Source organism: Novosphingobium sp., assembly GCF_019748365.1.
In the GTDB taxonomy this organism is placed as follows: domain Bacteria; phylum Pseudomonadota; class Alphaproteobacteria; order Sphingomonadales; family Sphingomonadaceae; genus Novosphingobium.
In genome coordinates this window covers 1-17301 of record NZ_JAIEPN010000163.1, presented here as the reverse complement: position 1 = coordinate 17301, position 17301 = coordinate 1, and the positions used below count along the sequence as shown (strand labels likewise).

25 protein-coding genes, 1 tRNA gene and 1 pseudogene are annotated in these 17301 nt (G+C 65.5%); 5 read left to right on the top strand and 22 right to left on the bottom strand.

Annotation, left to right across the window (positions count from 1 at the left end):
- Positions 1–4 precede the first annotated feature (4 nt).
- The 16 genes and pseudogenes from K5Q19_RS17925 to K5Q19_RS17855 form a co-directional block, all read right to left on the bottom strand.
- Positions 5–1771: a DUF3363 domain-containing protein gene (locus K5Q19_RS17925; RefSeq protein ID WP_060977340.1), complete on the bottom strand. Its 1767-nt coding sequence runs from the start codon at positions 1769–1771 to the stop codon at positions 5–7.
- Positions 1768–2013: a hypothetical protein gene (locus K5Q19_RS17920; protein ID WP_170171510.1), complete on the bottom strand. Its 246-nt coding sequence runs from the start codon at positions 2011–2013 to the stop codon at positions 1768–1770. Before K5Q19_RS17920 ends, K5Q19_RS17925 begins: the two co-directional genes overlap by 4 nt.
- Positions 2010–2591 (bottom strand): hypothetical protein, encoded by a 582-nt coding sequence (locus K5Q19_RS17915; RefSeq protein WP_170171509.1) that lies wholly within the window; start codon positions 2589–2591, stop codon positions 2010–2012. The genes K5Q19_RS17920 and K5Q19_RS17915 overlap by 4 nt, the downstream gene beginning before the upstream one ends.
- A complete protein-coding gene (locus K5Q19_RS17910; protein ID WP_170171508.1) occupies positions 2588–3295 on the bottom strand; it encodes a lytic transglycosylase domain-containing protein in 708 nt (235 codons plus the stop codon). Before K5Q19_RS17910 ends, K5Q19_RS17915 begins: the two co-directional genes overlap by 4 nt.
- 4 nt (positions 3296–3299) lie before the next feature.
- Positions 3300–3644: a DUF736 domain-containing protein gene (locus K5Q19_RS17905; RefSeq protein WP_170171507.1), complete on the bottom strand. Its 345-nt coding sequence runs from the start codon at positions 3642–3644 to the stop codon at positions 3300–3302.
- Positions 3645–3679: 35 nt separating this feature from the next.
- Positions 3680–4027: a DUF736 domain-containing protein gene (locus K5Q19_RS17900; RefSeq protein WP_170171506.1), complete on the bottom strand. Its 348-nt coding sequence runs from the start codon at positions 4025–4027 to the stop codon at positions 3680–3682.
- Positions 4008–4586 carry a S26 family signal peptidase gene (locus K5Q19_RS17895; protein ID WP_170171505.1) on the bottom strand — a complete coding sequence of 193 codons (579 nt, stop codon included), beginning with the start codon at positions 4584–4586 and terminating at the stop codon, positions 4008–4010. The genes K5Q19_RS17900 and K5Q19_RS17895 overlap by 20 nt, the downstream gene beginning before the upstream one ends.
- Positions 4583–5170, bottom strand: coding sequence for a DUF2840 domain-containing protein (locus tag K5Q19_RS17890; RefSeq protein WP_170171504.1), 588 nt, complete (start codon positions 5168–5170; stop codon positions 4583–4585). The genes K5Q19_RS17895 and K5Q19_RS17890 overlap by 4 nt, the downstream gene beginning before the upstream one ends.
- 130 nt (positions 5171–5300) lie before the next feature.
- Positions 5301–6113 carry a hypothetical protein gene (locus tag K5Q19_RS17885; protein ID WP_240954656.1) on the bottom strand — a complete coding sequence of 271 codons (813 nt, stop codon included), beginning with the start codon at positions 6111–6113 and terminating at the stop codon, positions 5301–5303.
- A 40-nt stretch (positions 6114–6153) separates the two neighbouring features.
- Positions 6154–6645 (bottom strand): annotated as a pseudogene (locus tag K5Q19_RS21970) (DNA cytosine methyltransferase); the annotation flags it as partial.
- Positions 6645–7793: a phosphoadenosine phosphosulfate reductase family protein gene (locus tag K5Q19_RS17880; protein WP_170171502.1), complete on the bottom strand. Its 1149-nt coding sequence runs from the start codon at positions 7791–7793 to the stop codon at positions 6645–6647. The gene K5Q19_RS17880 and the pseudogene K5Q19_RS21970, both read right to left, overlap by 1 nt.
- A gap of 304 nt (positions 7794–8097) precedes the next feature.
- On the bottom strand, positions 8098–8982 hold the full coding sequence (locus tag K5Q19_RS17875) for a replication initiator protein A (protein ID WP_292948101.1): 885 nt from the start codon (positions 8980–8982) through the stop codon (positions 8098–8100).
- The gene (locus K5Q19_RS17870) at positions 8979–9245 is read right to left on the bottom strand and encodes a helix-turn-helix domain-containing protein (protein ID WP_062064420.1); all 267 of its coding nucleotides are present in this window, start codon (positions 9243–9245) and stop codon (positions 8979–8981) included. Before K5Q19_RS17870 ends, K5Q19_RS17875 begins: the two co-directional genes overlap by 4 nt.
- A 133-nt stretch (positions 9246–9378) precedes the next feature.
- Positions 9379–9894, bottom strand: coding sequence for a DUF2285 domain-containing protein (locus K5Q19_RS17865; protein WP_278434326.1), 516 nt, complete (start codon positions 9892–9894; stop codon positions 9379–9381).
- Between the two features lie 46 nt (positions 9895–9940).
- Positions 9941–10141, bottom strand: coding sequence for a DUF6499 domain-containing protein (locus K5Q19_RS17860; protein ID WP_240954655.1), 201 nt, complete (start codon positions 10139–10141; stop codon positions 9941–9943).
- Positions 10142–10284: 143 nt separating this feature from the next.
- Positions 10285–10551: a hypothetical protein gene (locus K5Q19_RS17855; protein WP_170171512.1), complete on the bottom strand. Its 267-nt coding sequence runs from the start codon at positions 10549–10551 to the stop codon at positions 10285–10287.
- A gap of 169 nt (positions 10552–10720) precedes the next feature.
- Between K5Q19_RS17855 and K5Q19_RS17850 the strand changes: the two genes are divergently transcribed.
- Positions 10721–10948, top strand: a complete 228-nt coding sequence (locus K5Q19_RS17850) for a helix-turn-helix transcriptional regulator (RefSeq protein ID WP_170171500.1) — start codon at positions 10721–10723, stop codon at positions 10946–10948.
- Between the two features lie 135 nt (positions 10949–11083).
- On the opposite strand, the gene K5Q19_RS17845 is transcribed toward K5Q19_RS17850, so the two are convergent.
- From K5Q19_RS17845 to K5Q19_RS17825, 5 genes are all read right to left on the bottom strand, one after another.
- Positions 11084–11374 carry a hypothetical protein gene (locus tag K5Q19_RS17845; protein ID WP_170171499.1) on the bottom strand — a complete coding sequence of 97 codons (291 nt, stop codon included), beginning with the start codon at positions 11372–11374 and terminating at the stop codon, positions 11084–11086.
- A gap of 70 nt (positions 11375–11444) precedes the next feature.
- Positions 11445–12113 (bottom strand): DNA methyltransferase, encoded by a 669-nt coding sequence (locus tag K5Q19_RS17840; RefSeq protein WP_170171498.1) that lies wholly within the window; start codon positions 12111–12113, stop codon positions 11445–11447.
- A gap of 282 nt (positions 12114–12395) precedes the next feature.
- Positions 12396–12788, bottom strand: a complete 393-nt coding sequence (locus K5Q19_RS17835) for a hypothetical protein (RefSeq protein WP_170171497.1) — start codon at positions 12786–12788, stop codon at positions 12396–12398.
- A 167-nt stretch (positions 12789–12955) separates the two neighbouring features.
- Positions 12956–13273: a DUF736 domain-containing protein gene (locus K5Q19_RS17830; protein WP_170171496.1), complete on the bottom strand. Its 318-nt coding sequence runs from the start codon at positions 13271–13273 to the stop codon at positions 12956–12958.
- A gap of 349 nt (positions 13274–13622) precedes the next feature.
- Positions 13623–13862, bottom strand: coding sequence for a DUF6429 family protein (locus tag K5Q19_RS17825; RefSeq protein WP_170171495.1), 240 nt, complete (start codon positions 13860–13862; stop codon positions 13623–13625).
- Between the two features lie 198 nt (positions 13863–14060).
- Between K5Q19_RS17825 and K5Q19_RS17820 the strand changes: the two genes are divergently transcribed.
- From K5Q19_RS17820 to K5Q19_RS17805, 4 genes are all read left to right on the top strand, one after another.
- Entirely contained in the window at positions 14061–14306 is a 246-nt protein-coding gene (locus K5Q19_RS17820; RefSeq protein WP_206379083.1) for a hypothetical protein, read from the top strand.
- Positions 14307–14386: 80 nt separating this feature from the next.
- Positions 14387–14692 carry a DUF1778 domain-containing protein gene (locus K5Q19_RS17815; RefSeq protein WP_021244384.1) on the top strand — a complete coding sequence of 102 codons (306 nt, stop codon included), beginning with the start codon at positions 14387–14389 and terminating at the stop codon, positions 14690–14692.
- A gap of 2 nt (positions 14693–14694) precedes the next feature.
- Entirely contained in the window at positions 14695–15213 is a 519-nt protein-coding gene (locus K5Q19_RS17810; RefSeq protein ID WP_031290835.1) for a GNAT family N-acetyltransferase, read from the top strand.
- On the top strand, positions 15210–16889 hold the full coding sequence (locus K5Q19_RS17805) for a recombinase family protein (RefSeq protein ID WP_292948077.1): 1680 nt from the start codon (positions 15210–15212) through the stop codon (positions 16887–16889). Before K5Q19_RS17810 ends, K5Q19_RS17805 begins: the two co-directional genes overlap by 4 nt.
- Here K5Q19_RS17805 and K5Q19_RS17800 read toward each other — a convergent pair.
- A tRNA-Thr gene (locus K5Q19_RS17800) sits at positions 16860–16935 on the bottom strand. The genes K5Q19_RS17805 and K5Q19_RS17800 overlap by 30 nt on opposite strands.
- Positions 16936–17301: the final 366 nt, after the last annotated feature.

The following is a 17301-nucleotide window of genomic DNA, read 5'->3' as shown; positions in this document are numbered from 1 at the left end:
TCTTTCAGGGGGCGAGGCCGCGCTTGCGGCCCAATGACCATCCGATGCCGCCGCCGTTGCGGGCGATGCCCGCGATCTGGCGCCCGAGCTGGCGTTCAAGGTCGTTCGACCAGGGGACGAGCCGGAAGCCCAACCCGTCGTCGATCATCGCGAAGCGACCGGAGGCGAGCGCGAGGCGCTGGCGGCATGTGCCGGCGACCTTGTCGCCGGGATTGGTAGGCCGGTAGGCGAGCCCCGTCCGGCCCGCGATCTCGGCACCTGTCGCGTCCAGTTCGCGGCGGCGAAGCGTCTCGATCAGGTTGCCTTGCAGGACCACGCGGTTGCCGAAGCGGCGGGCCAGTCCTTCGCGCACGAGATGGTCGGTGCGCTGGTCGAGCGCCCGCTGCACCTCCGATCCGAAGCCGGCGGCCGTCACTCCACGGCCGCGCTCGATCAGACGATGATCGAGCCAGGTCGCGCCTCTCGCCTTCACCTGAGCCGCGAGGTCGAGATCGGATCGCGTCGCCAGGAACAGGGACGGCTTCGGATCGCCCGGCCGGCCGACGGCGCGCAGCTCAACGATGCCGCCGATATCCGGGCTGCGATCCAGCGCCTCGATGCCCGGAAGCCGGACATGGTGGGTGCGCCCGTCGATGCCGTCGATCACGGCATAGGCCGAGCCATGCAGCTCGTCGTGCAACCCCTTGTCGATCAACCGGCCGACGATGGGCTTTTGCGGCGCTGCGCTGACGATCTCGTAAGTGTCGAGCGGGCGCTGCAGGCCGCGACCGTTCAGCGCCTTGCCGATCGTGCGGATGATGTCGCCGCGCGTGCCCAGCTCGCGCAACCTGGCTTGCGCATCCGACGCCAGTGCCCACTGACCGGGCGCGGCCTCGGCTGCGAGCCCCATAGTTTCCAGATGCTGCAAGCGGCCGATCATCAGGCGGCGGACCTGGGGATCGTCGAGTCCGGGCTGCTGGGGGCGCAAGTCGATGACGCCGAGTGCGTCCGCCGTGCGATCGATCTCGGCGTCGAGCCTGGTCCAGCGTTCGGCCGTTACCTCGCGTTCGAGCGCGCGCTGGATTTCATGCTCCGGTTTCGGACCCAGCTCGGCCCAGGCCAGTTCTTCGGCGCGCGAGCGCAGATTGTGGCTGATATAGTCCCGGTTGATGACAAGGTCGGCGCCATGGTCATCGACGCCGCGCACCAGCAGATGGACATGCGGGTTGTCGGTGTTCCAGTGATCGACCGCGACCCATTCGAGCCTGGTGCCGAGATCGGCTTCCATCTGGCGAACGAGATCGCGGGTATATTCGCGAAGGTCCGACAGGTCCGCCGCATCCTCGGGCGAGACGATGATCCTGAAATGATGCCGGTCGTCCTTGCACCGATCGGCGAAGGCGCGATCGTCGGCGCCATCGCCATTGGCGTCGAACATCCGCGCGGGCGATCCGTCGCGGGTGACGCCCTCGCGCTTGAGATAGGCGATGTGCGCGGACAGCGGCGCCCTCGGCCGTCCATTCCGGTGGAAACGGGTGACAGGGACAATCTTGACCAGCACGCGCCGGCCCGATCCGAACAGGCGGCTGCGTGCGAAGGACGTGCGGCCACGGCCGAAGTTCGATTGCCCGCGCTGGCGCGATCCGCCCCAGCCGGCCGTTCGCCGGCCTCCGCCGCTGCGCGCGGCGACGCGGAGCACCTGGACGACAAGTCCTTGCGCCTTGCGGCCCTGGCCGGCTCCCCTGTTCCTGACCTTGCCCGGCCGGACGCGGAAATCCTCGTCCTCGCTCACGGCCGGGCCGCTTTCCGCCGAAAATGGCCCATAGTGCCATTCGGCGCTTTGATTTTGCTGGCTTTTTTCTTCCGAGCGGCACGCTCGCCGACCGACGTACCCGCGCCAAATCGTTGAAAGACATAGGCTTTCAGCGAATTTGGGGCGCGCTTTCTATCTTGCCGTCCCTTCCTTCGGCTTTTTCCTGCCCTTCCAGGCACTTGATCCTTCATTCCTCGCAATCTGAAAATGCGGGCGGTCATGGCGTGGCGGCCCCCTCCCGACTTGCAGCCGCCGTGCATTTCGGCCGCGGCGGTGCTGCAACGGGATCGTCCGGTAGCGCGAACTTGAGACGCCAGGTGCGCCACGCTTCGGCGACGGCTCCGGTGCCGGGAAACAGGTCGTCGAGCGTGTCGTCGGGACGCGCGGCGACCGTCTCGAAGCTCCAATGGCAGACCGCTTCGGGCTTGGCCCCGGTAAGACCGCGGCGCAGCGTGATCGGGCATTCGATCCAGTCGCGCAGGACCAGTCGTTTGCTGACCACCGGCTTGCGCGCGGGCTTCACGATGACGGGTTCCCACGCATAAGCGACCGGCACGTTGCGTTTGAACGCGGCAAAACCTTTCACCCAGGCCATCCACCGTGCGCCGGTTTCACGGACCAGCGGTGCGAGGAGGGCGACCGATTCCGGCGTCGCGGCGGCGTGCAATATCCAGCCGTCATAGTCGCGCTGGAGTCGCTCGATCAGTGCAGCGTGATCGACCTCGCCCGCATAGTCGGGATGATCGCGATAGAGATGCGCGCAGCCGATATAGGGCGGATCGGCATAGGCGATCTTCACGGCTGCCTCCGTCCCGACAGCGCGACGAACAGGCTGTTCGCGGGCGGGTCGGCTGAAACGGGACGGTCGTCCTGGTGTCCATCCGGGGCGGCGTCCGGTGCAGGCGGATTGTCTTCGGCCCGCGCGGCGAACAATGCGGCCCGGCGCCATGCATGGGGATCGGATGGCGGTGCGGCGGCGAGCTGGATGTCGCCACTACTGCCGGTGATCGGCGCCAGCTTTGTGAGATAGGCGCGCGTCTCTCGCGGAAGCGGGCGGCCACGCGACAGATATTCGTCGTAGCGGCCAGGCCCGGCATTATAGGCGGCCAGCATGGCGGCCGGGTTGCCGTAGCGGTCGTGCATCGCGCGCAGATAGGCCGCGCCCGCCATGATATTATCGCGGACATTGTATGGATCGCGACCTAGCCCGTGACGGAAGCGCAGGTTCGCCCAGGTGCCAGGCATGATCTGCATCAGGCCCATCGCGCCAGCGGAGGAAACGGCGCGAGAGTCGCCGTTGCTCTCCACCCGCATGACCGCCCATATCCATGCCTCGGGGATACCGAAGCGCCGCGCGGCATCTGCAACATGGACAGCATAGGGATGGCTGACTGCCGTGCGTTCGGCGGACGCATCCTGCGCCAGTGCGTTGGCGGGAATTAGCGTGACGGCGAGCACCGCGATCAACGCCAGGTTGAACGGATGACGGAGAGATGGGCGCATCCGTTCAGCTTTCCTTGTCCGGTTCGGACGGGCGGTTCCAGACCAGATAATGAACGTCGCCATGTCCAGCGGTGAGCAGCATGGCGTCGATCGGTCGCGGAAAGAGCGGACCGTCGATGCGCACCGCGATGTGGAATCCGCCCGGTCCACCGGGGCGATGCCGCGCCTCGCCGATCGGGAATCCCTCGGCGCTGTCACCGAGATGCACCCGCATGTCGGGGCATTTGCCCTCGTTCTCGCGGGGATCGACTTCGGCGAGATAGAGCGGCGCGTCGAGGCCGAGCGTCTGGATGCGGCCTTTCCAGGAGCCGTTGTCGCGGCGAAACGTGCCGATGGTGATCTGGTTCATGGGTCTACCTTTCGTTTGCTGGGGAAGAGAGAGCGTCAGCGCCGCGGCTGATCGGCGCGATCATCGCGCGACCGCAGGCGCGTCCACGACAGCCGGAATGTTCGGCCCTTGTCGTCGGCGCGGAACAGCACCGGACGGAACGGAGAGGGGAAAATCGGGCTGTCGATCTCCAGGGCGATGTAATCGCCCGCGCGTTCGCCGACCCGTTTCCACGCGCCGCCGACCTCGGGACCGTCCTCGTCGTCGAGGTGGACACGGTAGTCGGGCGCGTTTTCGGCATCGGTCGGATCGAGTGCGACCAGCGCGATTGCCTCGTCGATTCCGAAATAGCGCGCGCGGCCAGCATAGCCGTTGGCGGTGGGTTCAAAGATATTCGTCGGCATGGCCGATCTCCTTTTCGCTGGGGGGTGAAGCTGGCGGGGACGGCGCGCGCAGGTGCAGCGGCGTCGCCGTTCCGATGACGGTCGATGTCGGGAGCGGGCCGAAATAGCGGCCGTCCAGACTGTCGGGGACGGTGGGATTGAGCAGGAATATCTCGCCGGGTCCGAGCGTCCGGCAGCCCTGCCAGACGGGTAGCGGACGGCCGCGGCTATCGGCCAGGCGGGCGATGGCGACGGGCTGGCCATCGACACGCACCACGGCGCCGATGCGGCACACGCGCTGCCCCGTTTTCGCCGCGACATGTTTCAGGAGCGGCACGCCCTCGGGCAGATAACCGTGCGCCGAAAGCCAGCGGGCAAGGTATTCGGGCGGCGCGACCGCGACCAGTGCCCCGGCAGATGGATCGCGGTCGGGATGGATGCGATAGAGACCTATGGGCGCACTGGCGCTGGCGTTCCAGATGACGCGGGGAAGCGGATCGGTGATCGCGGTGATGACGAACGCCGCGGCGAATGTGGACGCGGCGATGGCCGTCGCCATGGCGTAACGGCGGCGCGTCATCCTTCGATCTCCTTGCGACGCAGCCATGCCTTGTGCCGCTCCATCGTGTAGGGACGTGACGGATGACCCACGGCGATGCGGTTGTGGACGTGGCGCCAATGATCGGGCGCGGCGTCGCAGGGATCGACGCCCGCCGTCTCCACCGCGTCGATCGCGGCGAGCACTTGGCTAACCTTCGGCCAGCCCTCGATATGCAGGAGGATGTCGCCGCCTGGCCGCACGAAGGGCAACGTGGTGTATGGTTCGCCTGTGGCCACCGCGCGCATGATGTCGATCCGCGAACTGATCGTGCCGTAATCGTTGGCGGACCAGCGGACGAAGGCGAAGATCGCACCGGGCCGGAAACTGACGACGCGGGTTCGCCGCGTGAGGATGCGATCCTGCACAATACGGCCAAAGCGTATCCAGTGCTCCAGTTTCTTCTCTATCCAGGTGAGTTCCACCTCGGTCAGCCGAGAGCCGGACGCCAGCGCCGTTGGAACGGCCGGCGTGCGGGCGGCCTGCGCTCGCTCCGCCGCCTGCCGGCGCAGCGCGGCCTCAAATCCGCTGAAGTCTATGCGCTCCGGGCGCGCGGGATCGCTCATCGTTCGTCTCCGGGCATGGGGATGGATGTGCGCCCGAGCGCGAGGTCGAGCGCGGCTTCTGTGCGCAGGATCGCGCGGCCGATGGCTTCAGGGATTTGCGGGAGAACGGCGTCGCCGAACGCCTCAACGATCAGGCTGGCCGCAGCCGTCCCTTTGCGAGAGCCGAGCGCAATGCGCGTGCCAGCCACCCAGGCGGATATCCCATCATCCAGCCGTAGGTGACGGGCAAGGCCGCCGTTCCAGTCAGCCCATGGCTCCGCAGCATCGCTGCCAGCGCGCGGGCGCCCGCCCATTTGTCCGGCGCGCGATCCGTCATTGCCCCGTCCATCACCGCGTCCATCGTCGGGGATTTCCTCCTGTCGTAAGCCGGACTCCAGCCGTCCATCCGGCTGTCCCGCTTCGTCGGGGTCGGCAGGGTTTCCGCGTGGCGCAGCAGGTTCGGCGTATCGATCTGCGCCTTCGCGCCGTTTGCCCGGCGGCCCGTCTCGATCTCCCGCACGCTCAACCGGCGCCCGCCGTTCGGCTTGACCGGCGTCGGCATCATGCCGGGCGGCTGTTCCATCCTGTCGAAATGCAGCGCCTCGCCGATCGTCGGCGTCCGGTCGAAATCGTCCTGATCCGAAGTCATCCGGCCCTTGTGCTTGCGCAGGACACTGCCGCGCGGGGCCGGATTCGCGGTCGGCGTTCCCATCATCCCGGCGTGGCGGCTCGCATGGCCCTGCAACTGGCTCAGCACATCGCCCCGGCCACCGCGATCCGCATCCGACTTGCGCGGCGTCGCCAGGATCATGCGCAACGGATATGTCGATCCCGCTCCGCCGCCCGCGCCGTCCTTCATCCCATCCGTTGCCATCGGCGTCGGCAGTTTCGGATCGCGGAAGAAGTCGTAGAGACCCGATGCTTCCATCTTCCGCCGCGCGCCCGAACCGCCCTCCAGCCTCATCCCTGAGTTGGATACCGGAGTCGGCAAGCTGGCCGGGGTCGAAGCCGATAAGCCAGGAGCGTTTGCGGACATGGTTGGCGCCGACATTTTCAGCAGCCACCACGCACGGTTCGCAGGCGTAGCCGAGCGTTTCCAGTTCATCGAGCAGCCGGTCAGCGCCGCGAGTTCTGAGATTAGCGCTGTTCTCAAAAGCGAACCAGCGAGGGCGGCATTCTCCGACCAGCCGGACGGCTTCGAGGTAGAGGCCCGACCGTTCGCCTTCGATTCCCCTGCCTTTGGTGTTGGCGCTGGAGATATCCTGGCACGGCGGCGAGCCGACGATGATGTCGGGGAGGAATCCGAGGTCGGAAACAAGGCGAGCTGCCGTGAGTCCGCGGACGTCTTCGTAGAGCCGGACATGGGGATTGTTCTCCGCGTAGAGGATGCGGCGCCACGCGACGATTTCGGAGGCGGCCACGGTGAGGAAGCCGGCGCGGTGCAGGCCGAGCGACCATCCGCCCGCCGCCGCGCTGAACAGGTCGAGCGCGCGCATCATTCGCACAGCCCATATTCGCTGTCGCAGCGCAGACCGTGCTCGTCGGCCTCGCGCTGCTCCTGCGCGATGAACAGGTCGTAGTTCCGGCCGCCCCGGCTGGTGCGGGACCACGCGATCGCCCGGTCGATTGTCGCCCGGCCATGATCGGCGGGATCGCCGGGCACGGTCCGCGCGGGCAGCAGCGATGCCGGCGTGCCGGCGACGGCGCTGCGGCGGGACACGAGGCTGACCAGCCGCTCCCACTCCCGCACGCGGTCGACCTCGGCCGGGAAGCGCATGGACCAGACGCGCAGTTCGCGCTTCCTGACCATGATGCAGGTCGAGCAGCCGACGCGGCTCATCCCCATGGTGTAGAGCGGGTTATGGCGTAAGCCGTGCCGTTCGGAGATCGCGAAGGCGTCGGCGGCCGACCAGCGGAAGATGGGCCGGTAGAGCACTTGCCGGGCGCCGCCCGGATATCGCTTCGACTGGATGGGCGGCTTCTTCGCCCGCGCTGGGCTTTCGTCGGCGCGCTCGCCGATCCAGTCGATGATCGGCACACCCGCGTCGAGCAGCGGGCGCTTGCGGTGCATCATCGGGATCAGCTTGGTCTCGTCGGTGCAGAAACGCGTTTTGGTGCCGGGAAACCGGCCGTGCAGCATCGCCATGTCGAGGAACGGGATGCCGGTCGGATGCAGCAGCCCCAGCGCCCGCTCGATCAGATGATCGGGGACCGGGGGCGAGACCAGGACGGGACAATCGCACCCGGCCATCCACTCCACCCTGGTGAGCAAGCCCGCCCGCCAGGCATCCCGGCGCTGGTTGCACGCGCCCTTGTGGCGCGTGCGGCGCTTCTCCTTCGACCATTCCTCGCGCAGCATCCCGCGCTTGCGGGCGAAGGCCGCCGCATCGGTGAGGCCCGGCACATCGTTGGCTGATACAATCTCGATATGGAGGCCGACGCGCTGCCGCAGCCAATCCGACAGATAGGCGATGTGCTCCAAGGTGATCGGGTTCTCATGCCCGTTGTCGGCACAGAGGAATCGCGGGGCGCGATTGCCGAACGCCGCCATCCCCTTGCGCTCGATCCGCTCGACCATCAGGCACAGGACGGCCTGGCTGTCCTTGCCGCCCGAGATGCTGCCGAAGTGCTGGACGGCGATCATGACCGCCCGCCGGCAACAGTCGCGTCGACACCCGCGCGGTATTGATAAACGTCACGAAATGGCGTAGTAGTGTAGCGTAGTAGATATGGCGGGTTTTCTGCTGGATATTTGCTCGGACTTGGCGAATTATCCACAACGCGCCGCCGCGTTAGAAAGAATACGAAGTATTCTTTATTGTTAGCATAGTTATAGGGAGGCCGATTCCGCCTTTTGAACCAATGGGTTACGAGGCGGTGCGGTTTTTTATAGGCCGAGTCAGCGGTTTTTAATCGGCCGAGTCCGGCGGTTTTCAATAGGCCGAGTCTCATGGCCTGTTATCCACAAGCGTAGCACCCAGTCGGCGGATGGCGGCATCGAGCGGATCGACGGGGATCGGCACGAAAGTCAGCCGCTCGCGGCCTAGGGCGCGGTCGATGGTCAGTGCATATCCCGGCAGGGGCTGGCGCCGGACGATGGCGCGCAGCTCGAACGCGAATTGCTTGAGCGGTGAGAGCACGCCGGATTTGAGATGGAGATGGGCGACATCGAACGACCAGCCCGATTCCTGGTGCCCGCCATGCTTGCGCACGATGCGGTAGAGCCAGCGTTCCAGCCCGCCCGTCAGGTCGAAATAGGCGCGGTCGATCGTGAGCACGAACGTCCGATCGACCACCCCGGCATAGAACCAGTCGGGCAGGATCAGTTCGATACCGAGCGGCCGTCCGTTGCCGTCGAGCCGTTCCTGCCATTCGTTGATCCACGAGAAGCGATGACGGCGGCGCTGGTGCTGCTGGCGGATCGAGGTGGCGACCGTGGTCGATTGCAGCCGATCCAGCGCCGCTTTCAGCCGGTCGTAGTGATCCTTGCCGGTGCCGCGCCCGGTGAAGGTGAGGATTTCATGGGGCGTCGCCGCCATCAGCCGGGATGTGGGCTTGCCGGCATCGCGCGCGGCGACGATCTGGCTCGCCGCCCATATCAGCACGTCGGCATCCCAGATGGTCGCCATGCCATGTTCGGGCACGGCCTCGACCGAAATCCATGTGGCGCCCATGCGAAAGTCGATCGGCGCGGTGCGCCTGCGCTTGGCGAGACTGAAAAACGGCCACGCCATAAGGTCCTGGGCGTCGCGGGGCGCAAGATCGCCACCGAGCGACGGGAACAGCGTAAGCTGCGCGCGCTCGCCAGAAAGGGAGGCACGGCGGGGCTTCATCGGCGGCTCTGCGCGATGGCCGCGTCCCGCCGCGGCATGAGATCGTCCTGACCGGGATCGGACGTGGAATATTTGGTGCCGAGGTCGGCCCAGGCGCGCAGGTCGTCCACGCAATAGACCACCCGCCCGCCGATGCGCCGATAGGCCGGGCCGCTCCCGAAATAGCGATGCTTCTCAAGGGTGCGGCCGGAGAGGCCGAGGAAGCGCGCCGCCTCGGGGGTCCGCAGGAAGCGCGGGGGAAGGTTGACGGGTGTTCTGGACAAGGGGCGTCTCCTGCGGCGCGGGGTGGCAGGAGGCGATCATGGCGAAGTGCTGACGGCGGGGTGGGGAACGAAGATTCGCAACCTCGCCGATGTGACCACCCCCGCTGGCGGGTCGGCGGGCCGATGCAGGCGGTCAGCGGATGCGCAACAGTTTGCGGTAGCCGCCTTTCATCATGGCGGTGGCATCGCGGACCAGACGGTAGGCGAAGGACCGGGAATCCGAGTTCTTGAAGTCGGACGCCGAGAGGTGCGCGGCTTCCTCCCTGCCGAGCGCGATCGCGATTTCGCGATAGGTCGCCCCGGCGAGCCGCAGATCCAGCGCGCGCAGCATCAGTTCGAGCCGGAATGCCCGGATTGCGGTGAGCGGCCAGCCGCGCGGCAACGGGCCAGTCCGCCTGCCCGCAATGAGCCGGTGGAAGCGCAGCAGGCTGGCGATGCGGGTGACGAAATCCTTGTCGAGCGGGACGATCGCGGCGAGCGGCCGGCCGGGCGTCGGATCACGCAGCCACAGCCGATGTTCGCCGGCCGCATCCGCGACGACGACATGGCGGCCATCGATCCCGGCCCGGTCGGCGAGCAGCGCGCCGAGCGTCAGCGGATCGACCGCCTTTGCGCCGTCATATCCTTCCGGCGCGGCATCGAGGATCACGGTGACGGCGGTCAGTTCGGGCCGCCAGACGACCGTGTCCGACAGGTCATCCGCCCTGTAGGCGAAAGGATAACCCCCATTTACGGGCTAGCGCGGATCGCGCGCCCGTCGTGGGATTCTGCCCGAGGCTCGCGTGTTCGGCGCGATACTGGCGATTGCGTTGCAGGAACGCGGCGGCGAACTCCGACCGGCCGGGCGTGTCTGGTCTCGGCCCGGAGCGTCGGGCCTGTGACGGCGGTTTTGTCATGGGCATCCTCCCGGTCGCGTCCGGCGCGACTTCTGGAACCTTGAGGATGCGAGGCCGGAGTTTTTGCCGACAGCGCGAAGGACGCGCCGATGCATGCCGGAGCCGCACGGTGAAATAAGTCGATTTTGCTCAGCGCATTAACGTTATCTGGTGGCGCGCGGGCCGAGCAGATATGCATAGCCGACTTCGGTCATCCAGCGCGCGCGGGCGAGATGGCTGGCGTGCATCGCCTTCGCCCGATCCGGTTCGGCGGCGGGGACGATACCAAAGATTTGCGCTGCCGCCTCGGACCAGGGGACACCTTCATCGTCGGCGTCTAGCAGCCGGATATAGTCGGCAAGGTGGTTCTCGTCATGGGCAGTAAGCTGCGGCGCATCAGGCGCGCGATCCGCGAATTGGCTGCTACTCATGGCGCCCCCCATCATGTTGCCCGTTAACTGTTTACCGCGAATTACGGCGCCGGATACGCGCGTGTCACGCATCATCAGATGCATCTTCTGCCAGCCGGGACTGCGGGTTCCCGTCGATACACCTTATATGGGATAAACCGGATGAGTTGTATCGTCCAGCTTTGCGGCCATGGACATGCGCCGCCTCGTAGGATTGAACTTCGTCAGGCTCAGAAAGGACAAAGGCTTGACCCAGGAGCGCCTGGCCGAAATGTCCGGCTTTACCCAACAGTATATCAGTGATCTGGAAAGAGGACGCCGCAATCCATCTGTTGTGACCTTGTTCCATCTGGCTTCGGCCCTGAACGTCACCCCTGCCGATCTTGTTGCTGAAATCGAGCCGCCCGCGACCGAGTAGCTTCACAGACGTTAAGCACGAGCCGGGCCATGCCCGGCGAGCGCGCGCAATTCGGCCGCGCGAACCTGCGGGACGCGCGGCCGCCGCCGAACTGGACAGGATCGGCGGCGGCGCTATGTCATGGGCGGAAACGGGCTATGGCCTGAACTTGCGCCATTCCTCCTGACTGCCGGCACGGCGCCAGCTCATTCGCCGGCAGCGAAATGTGGTCCAGGTGTAAATCAGCGGCTCAAAACCATGCCACCAGTCGGCTTCAATATCACCACAGCGGCCCTCAAAGAGAATCTCGCCGTCCGCACGGTAAAGCCGAAACTCCATCGGGAGCGCGTCCGCCTGTTCGGACGTTCCACGACAAGGGATACCGTCACGATCTTCGCCAGCCCAAAGGCAACCGCCGTGATGGTCGGTCGTGATGATCCACCGCATGATGTGATTCCTTATGTGGGTGGCGCCCGCCGCTTGGGACGGGCGCGCATGTGTCGGGAAAGGGGGCGACCTATGCGGCCGCCCGATGATGCTGCGAGGCAAGCCGCCTGCGCGCGGTGTGGTAATGGCCGTTGTCCAGTTCGATGCCGGTCCAGTCACGGCCCAGCTGCTGCGCCGCCGCCAGTGTCGAGCCGCTGCCGCTGAACGGGTCCAGCACAAGGTCGCCCGGCTGGGTGAAAGCCTCGATCAAGGGCGCCAGCGCCGCAATCGGCTTCTGCGTGGGGTGCAGACGGTTGCCGGTATAAGGGAAGTCCAGAACATCGGGGATGGGCCGCGCCGGACGGACGGGATTGCCCTTGGCCAGCAAATAGGCCTGTTCGTGCTCATAGCGGAGGAAACGGGCCGATGACGCATAACGCTTGCGGAAAACAAGATGCCCGACAACCCGAAAGCCCGCCGCCTTCCATGCGTCCATGAAAAGGTCGATCTTGTTCCAGCCATAGAAGCTGACGCAAAAGTCGCCGTCCTTCAAAACGCGGTGCATCTCGTGGAAGGCCGGACGGAGCCACCGCCCATTATCGTCATTCGCCACCTTGCGGCCCTGGCGGTCCCGGTAGCGGGTCACATAGGGCGGGTCTGTCAGAATGAAATCCACCGTGCCGGCATCAAAGCTGCGCATCACGTCGATGCAATCGCCGTTGAAGATCACATTGCGGGGAGCCTGTGCATTGCTGGTCATGTCTCAAATCCTCTGGGTCTGAAGTTCAGCGAAGCGGAACGCCGCGCCTGAACTTCTGCCCGTCGGCGAGACCAGGGTAGCAACGGGGCAAGGGCGGCCAGGGCGGAGGGGAATCACCCGCCTGCACAAGCGAAGCGCGGAAGGCGGGGATACCGCCCCGGACGGTTTCACTTCCCTTGACCGGCGCGGGGACGGAGTCCTTAGCAACGATCGCGCCGCCCTGGCGGCGCGCAGGACGACACGCCGGCCATGCCGGCACACTCAATGTTCAGGAAAGGGCTTTCAGGCTGCGAGGCGTGCGACTGGCGTGCTGATAGTCCGCGCCGACAGGATGCGCAGCGACTTCACCGCGCAATCGAGCGAACTGGCCAGTCCGCTTTTACCCGATGAAAAGCCGGTGCCCTCGAACAGACCGATCAGACGATGCTCGTCTTCGGAGAGATGCGCGCCCTTACCGATGGCGATCCGCCTGCCGGATACCGCTTCGGCCAGAGTCAGGAAGCTGTCGAACACGGGCGCCAGCATATCGTGACCATCGCGGGACAACAGCGAGAACAGACCGGGTTGGACCGACTGCCGATTGTCCCGCGCTTCCCGCCAGCAACGCGCCGCTGCGATCAGCATCGCGGGCACGATGCCCGCATCATGCGATGGCGGCAAGAAATGGCGGGTCATCGTCGGTGCTTTCGGTTTTGCCCCTCGCTCTCTTTTTGAGAATTGTTCGCAGCGGTAGCGGCAACTCATGACTGGCACAAGACAGCGCGGCTGATTGTATCGCCCCTGGTGCCCGGCCTGGCGACAGAAAGAAGCGCCCCGCCATTGCTGGCGGGGCGCGGTGCCGGTCAGCGGGACCAGAGCAGGATGTATTCGCCGGGGCGTTCGTTGCTCTCGACCAGGCTCGCGTAGAGCGGCGCCGGGAAGCACGGATCGTCGATCTTGACCGAGAGGTAGTCGCGCTCATTGCGGCTGGTCTTGATCCAGGCGGCGCCGATCTCGACGTCGATGTGATCCGCGTTGGCGAAGGTCAGCCGGTAGTCGGGCGCTCGGTCGGCATCCTTCTCGATCGGGGTGAACACCGCGCGGGTGTTGAGCGTGAGGGTGACGACCTTGCCTTCGATGATGCCGTCCTTGCCCCTGGTGAAAGTGCCGATGGTGCTCATGATGTGTCTCCGTTCGCTTGTCCGGGCCGCGCCCATCGCGGCCTCGTGGCGATCGGTGGATCGGGGACATTTGGCGGCGCACCGCTGCCCGGAGTTCCGGGCTTGCGGCCCGTGGACGGCCGAAGGGCCACTTTTTTGCTTCGCGATGCAAAGCCGAAGGCGGCGGAAAAAAGTGGTCCGGCGCCGTTGCGCCGCCAGGTGGACCCGATCAGATCCAGCCATGAGGAAGGCCGTGAGGGTCGGCCAGGCAGGCAGGACAGAGGACAATGATGCGCCCGGCGTTTCAGCGCATAGGGCGACGGATCAGCAGCAATGGTCGGCTACGGCCTCAATGTCACCGTGACGAGATTTAGCGGCGGGAGAATAGTTCGAGGAACAGGCGCTCGGCCTCGGCCATGCCTTCGTCCGTCAGCCAGACGGACTTCGCCTTGCGCACCGGATCGGAAATCAGCCCGCGTTCGTGCAGCCGATTCATCGCGTTCCAGTCTAAACCCTTCCAGGCCGTGCCGGTGGCGTCGAGATTGAGCCACAACAGAGCAAGCACCGCCTCGTCGATTCGGTCGGTGTCGATGTCCGTCCGCGAGTCCATGCGCGGAAGGATAGCAGACTGGGCGATACCTCGCATCCGCGATCCGGCCGTCCGCACTTATCTCTGCTACGCTACGCTTCGCTGTTTCCGCCCCGCGCCGCCGTGCGCCGAATCCCGCCGCCGCCGCCATGGTCCGGCAGACGTTTGTGAAATGGCGATTTTGCTGGATTCCCGCGAGGCACGCGGCAGCTTGAGCGCATGGGACTCTCTCGAAAACGTCGCCGTCGCGCTCCCCGAGGCTGGTCGCAAGGGCTGGAAGACCTGCACGACTACTACATGCAGCCGCCACCGACGCGCGCATCAAAGCGCGGCACCGCCGCCATCGCGCCGATCATCGTCACCGACGACTGGCCCGAGCAGGTTCCCATCGGCGATGCCGAGTTGCGCGTTATCGAAGGCGGCTTGCGCGAGGAACTGGACGCGCTGTTCGGGATGCTGCCGTGAATGGCCACGGTAAGGGGGTTGAATTGTTCGTCAATATGACGCACATTGCATCGCGAATGGATCGATCAGGAGTCAGTCTCATGCCGCGCAAGCAAGCCGTGAAGGAAACACCCAGAGCCAATCGCATCGAGCGGCTCGGTTTCCGTATTGACGAAGAAACTAAGGATTTGATCGAGCGGGCCGCTCATCTCACGCGCCGCAAGGTCAGCGATTATTGCGTGACCGCGCTGGCGGACACCGCGCGTCGGACAATCGCCGAGCATGAAACGCTCGTGCTGTCGGATCGCGACCGCGCGACGTTCTTCGATGCGCTCATCAATCCGCCCGAGCCGAGCGAGCGGCTGATCCGCGCCTTCGACGAGCACAGGCGCCGGGTTGCGCCCTGATCATGGCGGCGCAGGCAGACTTGCAGGTCGAGCAGTTGGGGCCACACCATGACCGGGACGGATTTTCCTGCGGCGTCGACAGTCTCGATCGATATCTAAGAAGTCAGGCCGGACAGGACATGCGCCGCCGCTCGGCCGGCGTGTTCATTCTCGTCGAGCGCTCCAATCCCGGTGCCATTCTCGGCTACTATACGCTTAGCCAGGCGAGCATCGCGCAAGGCGATATTCCGGCAGCGGCGCGGAAACATGTCCCGCGCTATCCGCTCGTCGCCGCGACACTCATCGGCCAGCTTGCGGTATCCGAAGGGCGGCAGGGCGAACGTCTTGGCGCGGTTCTGATCGCCGATGCCCTCCGCCGCGCGTGGCTGACGGCGGCGACGGCGGGTTCGTCAATGCTCGTCGTGGACGCCATCAACGATCGGGCAGCCGCCTTCTATGAAGGCAACGGCTTCGTCCGGCTGCTCGATTCCCGACGCCTCGTGCTGCCGATGCACGTCATTCAAAGATTGGTCGAACCATGACGAACGCTTTCGCAACCTCGCAAGCCCTCGCCCCGCAAACGGCGCAGCGGGCCGCGCTCTATCTGCGCGTTTCGACGCCCCGTCAGGCCGAGCATGATCTGTCGATTCCCGACCAGCGTCGGCAACTCGAAGGCTATTGCCTCTCGAAAGGCTGGGAGGTCGCAGCTGAGTTCGTCGAACCGGGCGTCTCGGGCACCGACGATCGGCGGCCCGCTTTCCAGGATATGATCGACGCGGCTTCCGAGAAGCCACCTGCGTTCGACGTGGTCGTCGTCCATAGCTTCTCGCGCTTCTTCCGCGACCAGTTCCAGTTCGAGTTCTACGTCCGCAAGCTGGCGAAGAACGGCGTGCAGCTAGTCTCGATCACGCAGGTTCTCGGAGATGATCCGGCGAGCGAGATGATGCGGCGGATCATGACGCTGTTCGACGAATATCAGTCGAAGGAAACCGCCAAGCACACGCTGCGCGCGATGAACGAGAATGCGAGGCAGGGTTTCTGGAATGGTGCCCGCCCGCCGATCGGCTATCGCGTTGTCGAGGCCGAGAAGCGCGGCGCGAAGATCAAGAAGAAGCTGGAGGTCGACCCGATCCACGCGGAGACGGTGCGGCGGATTTTTCGCCTGGCGCTGGAGGGTGCCGATGGACGCGGCCCGATCGGGGTCATGGCGATCGCGTGCTGGCTCAACGAGAACAATATCCGCACCCGTTATGGCGGGCGCTGGGGCAAGGGCATGGTGCATCAGGTGCTGACGCGCACCACCTATATCGGCCAGCACCGCTTCAACACCTATGACGTCAAGAAAGGGCGGCGGAAGCCCGAGGCCGAACACGCCATCATGGAGGTGCCGCCGATCGTCACGGTGGCGGAGTTCGAGGCCGTGCAGCGCTCCCTGAAAGCGCGCAGCCCCAAGATGATGCCGCCGCGCGCCGTTGGCGGCACGACGCTGCTGACGGGCATCTGTTTCTGTGCGTGCTGTGGTGGCGCGATGACGCTGCGCAGCGGCACCAGCGGGAGCGGCCGAGAGTATCGCTATTACACCTGCGCGACCAAGGCCACGAAAGGGAAAACGGGATGCCCCGGTGTCTCCCTGCCGATGGATCAGTTGAATGAAGCGGTGCTCGAGCATCTGGAGAAGCGGCTGCTCGATCCCGCGCGGCTTGAAGTGCTGATGGACCAGCTTATCGCCCGCCGGGAAGATTGGGTGACGGAGCGTCGCCAGCATGTCGCCGAGATGGAACGTCGCGCGACGGAGGCCGATACCAAACTCGCCCGCCTCTATGAGGCTATCGAGAATGGTCTGGTCGATATGGGCGATCCGTCGCTCAAGGCGCGGATCACGGAACTGACCACCATCCGCGACCAGGCCCGAGGCGATGCCGACCGGGCTGTCGCGCACATCGAGCGGATCAGCCCGGAGATCACGGTCGAGAGTCTTCACGCCTTCGCGTCGGTCGCCAAGCGCAAGCTCCGCCACGACGATGGCTCCTATGCGCGAAACTATGTTCGGGCGGTGGCGCAGCGGGTCGAGGTGTTCAGCAAAACCGATGTGCGAATCCGCGGCACGCGCACTGAATTGCTGCGGACCCTCACCGCCGCCTCTGGCGTAGAGGCGGCGGTGCTAGGGACTCGCGGTTTTGGACCGAAATGGTGCCGCTTACGTGACTCGAACACGTGACCCCATCATTACGAATGATGTGCTCTACCAACTGAGCTAAAGCGGCGCGCGGGGCCTTGATTGGCCGATGCGAGCGGTGCCGTTATCAGCCTCGCGGGCCGGATGCAAGACGCCTTGAGCAGCTTGCGGCATGCAAACGCGCGGTCGTCCGGATCGCCAGCGCGGGGGCCGGTTCTGGCTAACGCACTGATGTGGTTAATTAACCCTAGTTTTACCTCCTTGCGAGACAGTGGCCGCCTAGGACACTGATTGGGACCGTTCCATGGATACTCTGCGCGGATATCGCGATGTCGGACAAGGCCATGATGCCGCAGACGAAGAGCTGCTGGCATCGGCAGATGGTCACGTCCGTCAATGAGGTGTAATTTGGGGTGTGGTCACCGGGCTGCATGGTCAGGCGGCCTTGGGTGTA

Coding starts and splice junctions, on each gene's coding strand:
- K5Q19_RS17900 (WP_170171506.1), bottom strand. CDS start 4,027: ATGCCGACGAATATCTTTGAACCCACCGCCAACGGCTATGCTGGCCGC.
- K5Q19_RS17860 (WP_240954655.1), bottom strand. CDS start 10,141: ATGACAAAACCGCCGTCACAGGCCCGACGCTCCGGGCCGAGACCAGAC.
- K5Q19_RS17880 (WP_170171502.1), bottom strand. CDS start 7,793: ATGATCGCCGTCCAGCACTTCGGCAGCATCTCGGGCGGCAAGGACAGC.
- K5Q19_RS17835 (WP_170171497.1), bottom strand. CDS start 12,788: ATGACCCGCCATTTCTTGCCGCCATCGCATGATGCGGGCATCGTGCCC.
- K5Q19_RS17905 (WP_170171507.1), bottom strand. CDS start 3,644: ATGAACCAGATCACCATCGGCACGTTTCGCCGCGACAACGGCTCCTGG.
- K5Q19_RS17825 (WP_170171495.1), bottom strand. CDS start 13,862: ATGGACTCGCGGACGGACATCGACACCGACCGAATCGACGAGGCGGTG.
- K5Q19_RS17895 (WP_170171505.1), bottom strand. CDS start 4,586: ATGACGCGCCGCCGTTACGCCATGGCGACGGCCATCGCCGCGTCCACA.
- K5Q19_RS17875 (WP_292948101.1), bottom strand. CDS start 8,982: ATGAAGCCCCGCCGTGCCTCCCTTTCTGGCGAGCGCGCGCAGCTTACG.
- K5Q19_RS17920 (WP_170171510.1), bottom strand. CDS start 2,013: ATGACCGCCCGCATTTTCAGATTGCGAGGAATGAAGGATCAAGTGCCT.
- K5Q19_RS17855 (WP_170171512.1), bottom strand. CDS start 10,551: ATGAGTAGCAGCCAATTCGCGGATCGCGCGCCTGATGCGCCGCAGCTT.
- K5Q19_RS17850 (WP_170171500.1), top strand. CDS start 10,721: ATGGACATGCGCCGCCTCGTAGGATTGAACTTCGTCAGGCTCAGAAAG.
- K5Q19_RS17910 (WP_170171508.1), bottom strand. CDS start 3,295: ATGCGCCCATCTCTCCGTCATCCGTTCAACCTGGCGTTGATCGCGGTG.
- K5Q19_RS17810 (WP_031290835.1), top strand. CDS start 14,695: ATGGCGGCGCAGGCAGACTTGCAGGTCGAGCAGTTGGGGCCACACCAT.
- K5Q19_RS17815 (WP_021244384.1), top strand. CDS start 14,387: ATGCCGCGCAAGCAAGCCGTGAAGGAAACACCCAGAGCCAATCGCATC.
- K5Q19_RS17820 (WP_206379083.1), top strand. CDS start 14,061: ATGGGACTCTCTCGAAAACGTCGCCGTCGCGCTCCCCGAGGCTGGTCG.
- K5Q19_RS17845 (WP_170171499.1), bottom strand. CDS start 11,374: ATGCGGTGGATCATCACGACCGACCATCACGGCGGTTGCCTTTGGGCT.
- K5Q19_RS17890 (WP_170171504.1), bottom strand. CDS start 5,170: ATGAGCGATCCCGCGCGCCCGGAGCGCATAGACTTCAGCGGATTTGAG.
- K5Q19_RS17830 (WP_170171496.1), bottom strand. CDS start 13,273: ATGAGCACCATCGGCACTTTCACCAGGGGCAAGGACGGCATCATCGAA.
- K5Q19_RS17840 (WP_170171498.1), bottom strand. CDS start 12,113: ATGACCAGCAATGCACAGGCTCCCCGCAATGTGATCTTCAACGGCGAT.
- K5Q19_RS17805 (WP_292948077.1), top strand. CDS start 15,210: ATGACGAACGCTTTCGCAACCTCGCAAGCCCTCGCCCCGCAAACGGCG.
- K5Q19_RS17885 (WP_240954656.1), bottom strand. CDS start 6,113: ATGAGGCTGGAGGGCGGTTCGGGCGCGCGGCGGAAGATGGAAGCATCG.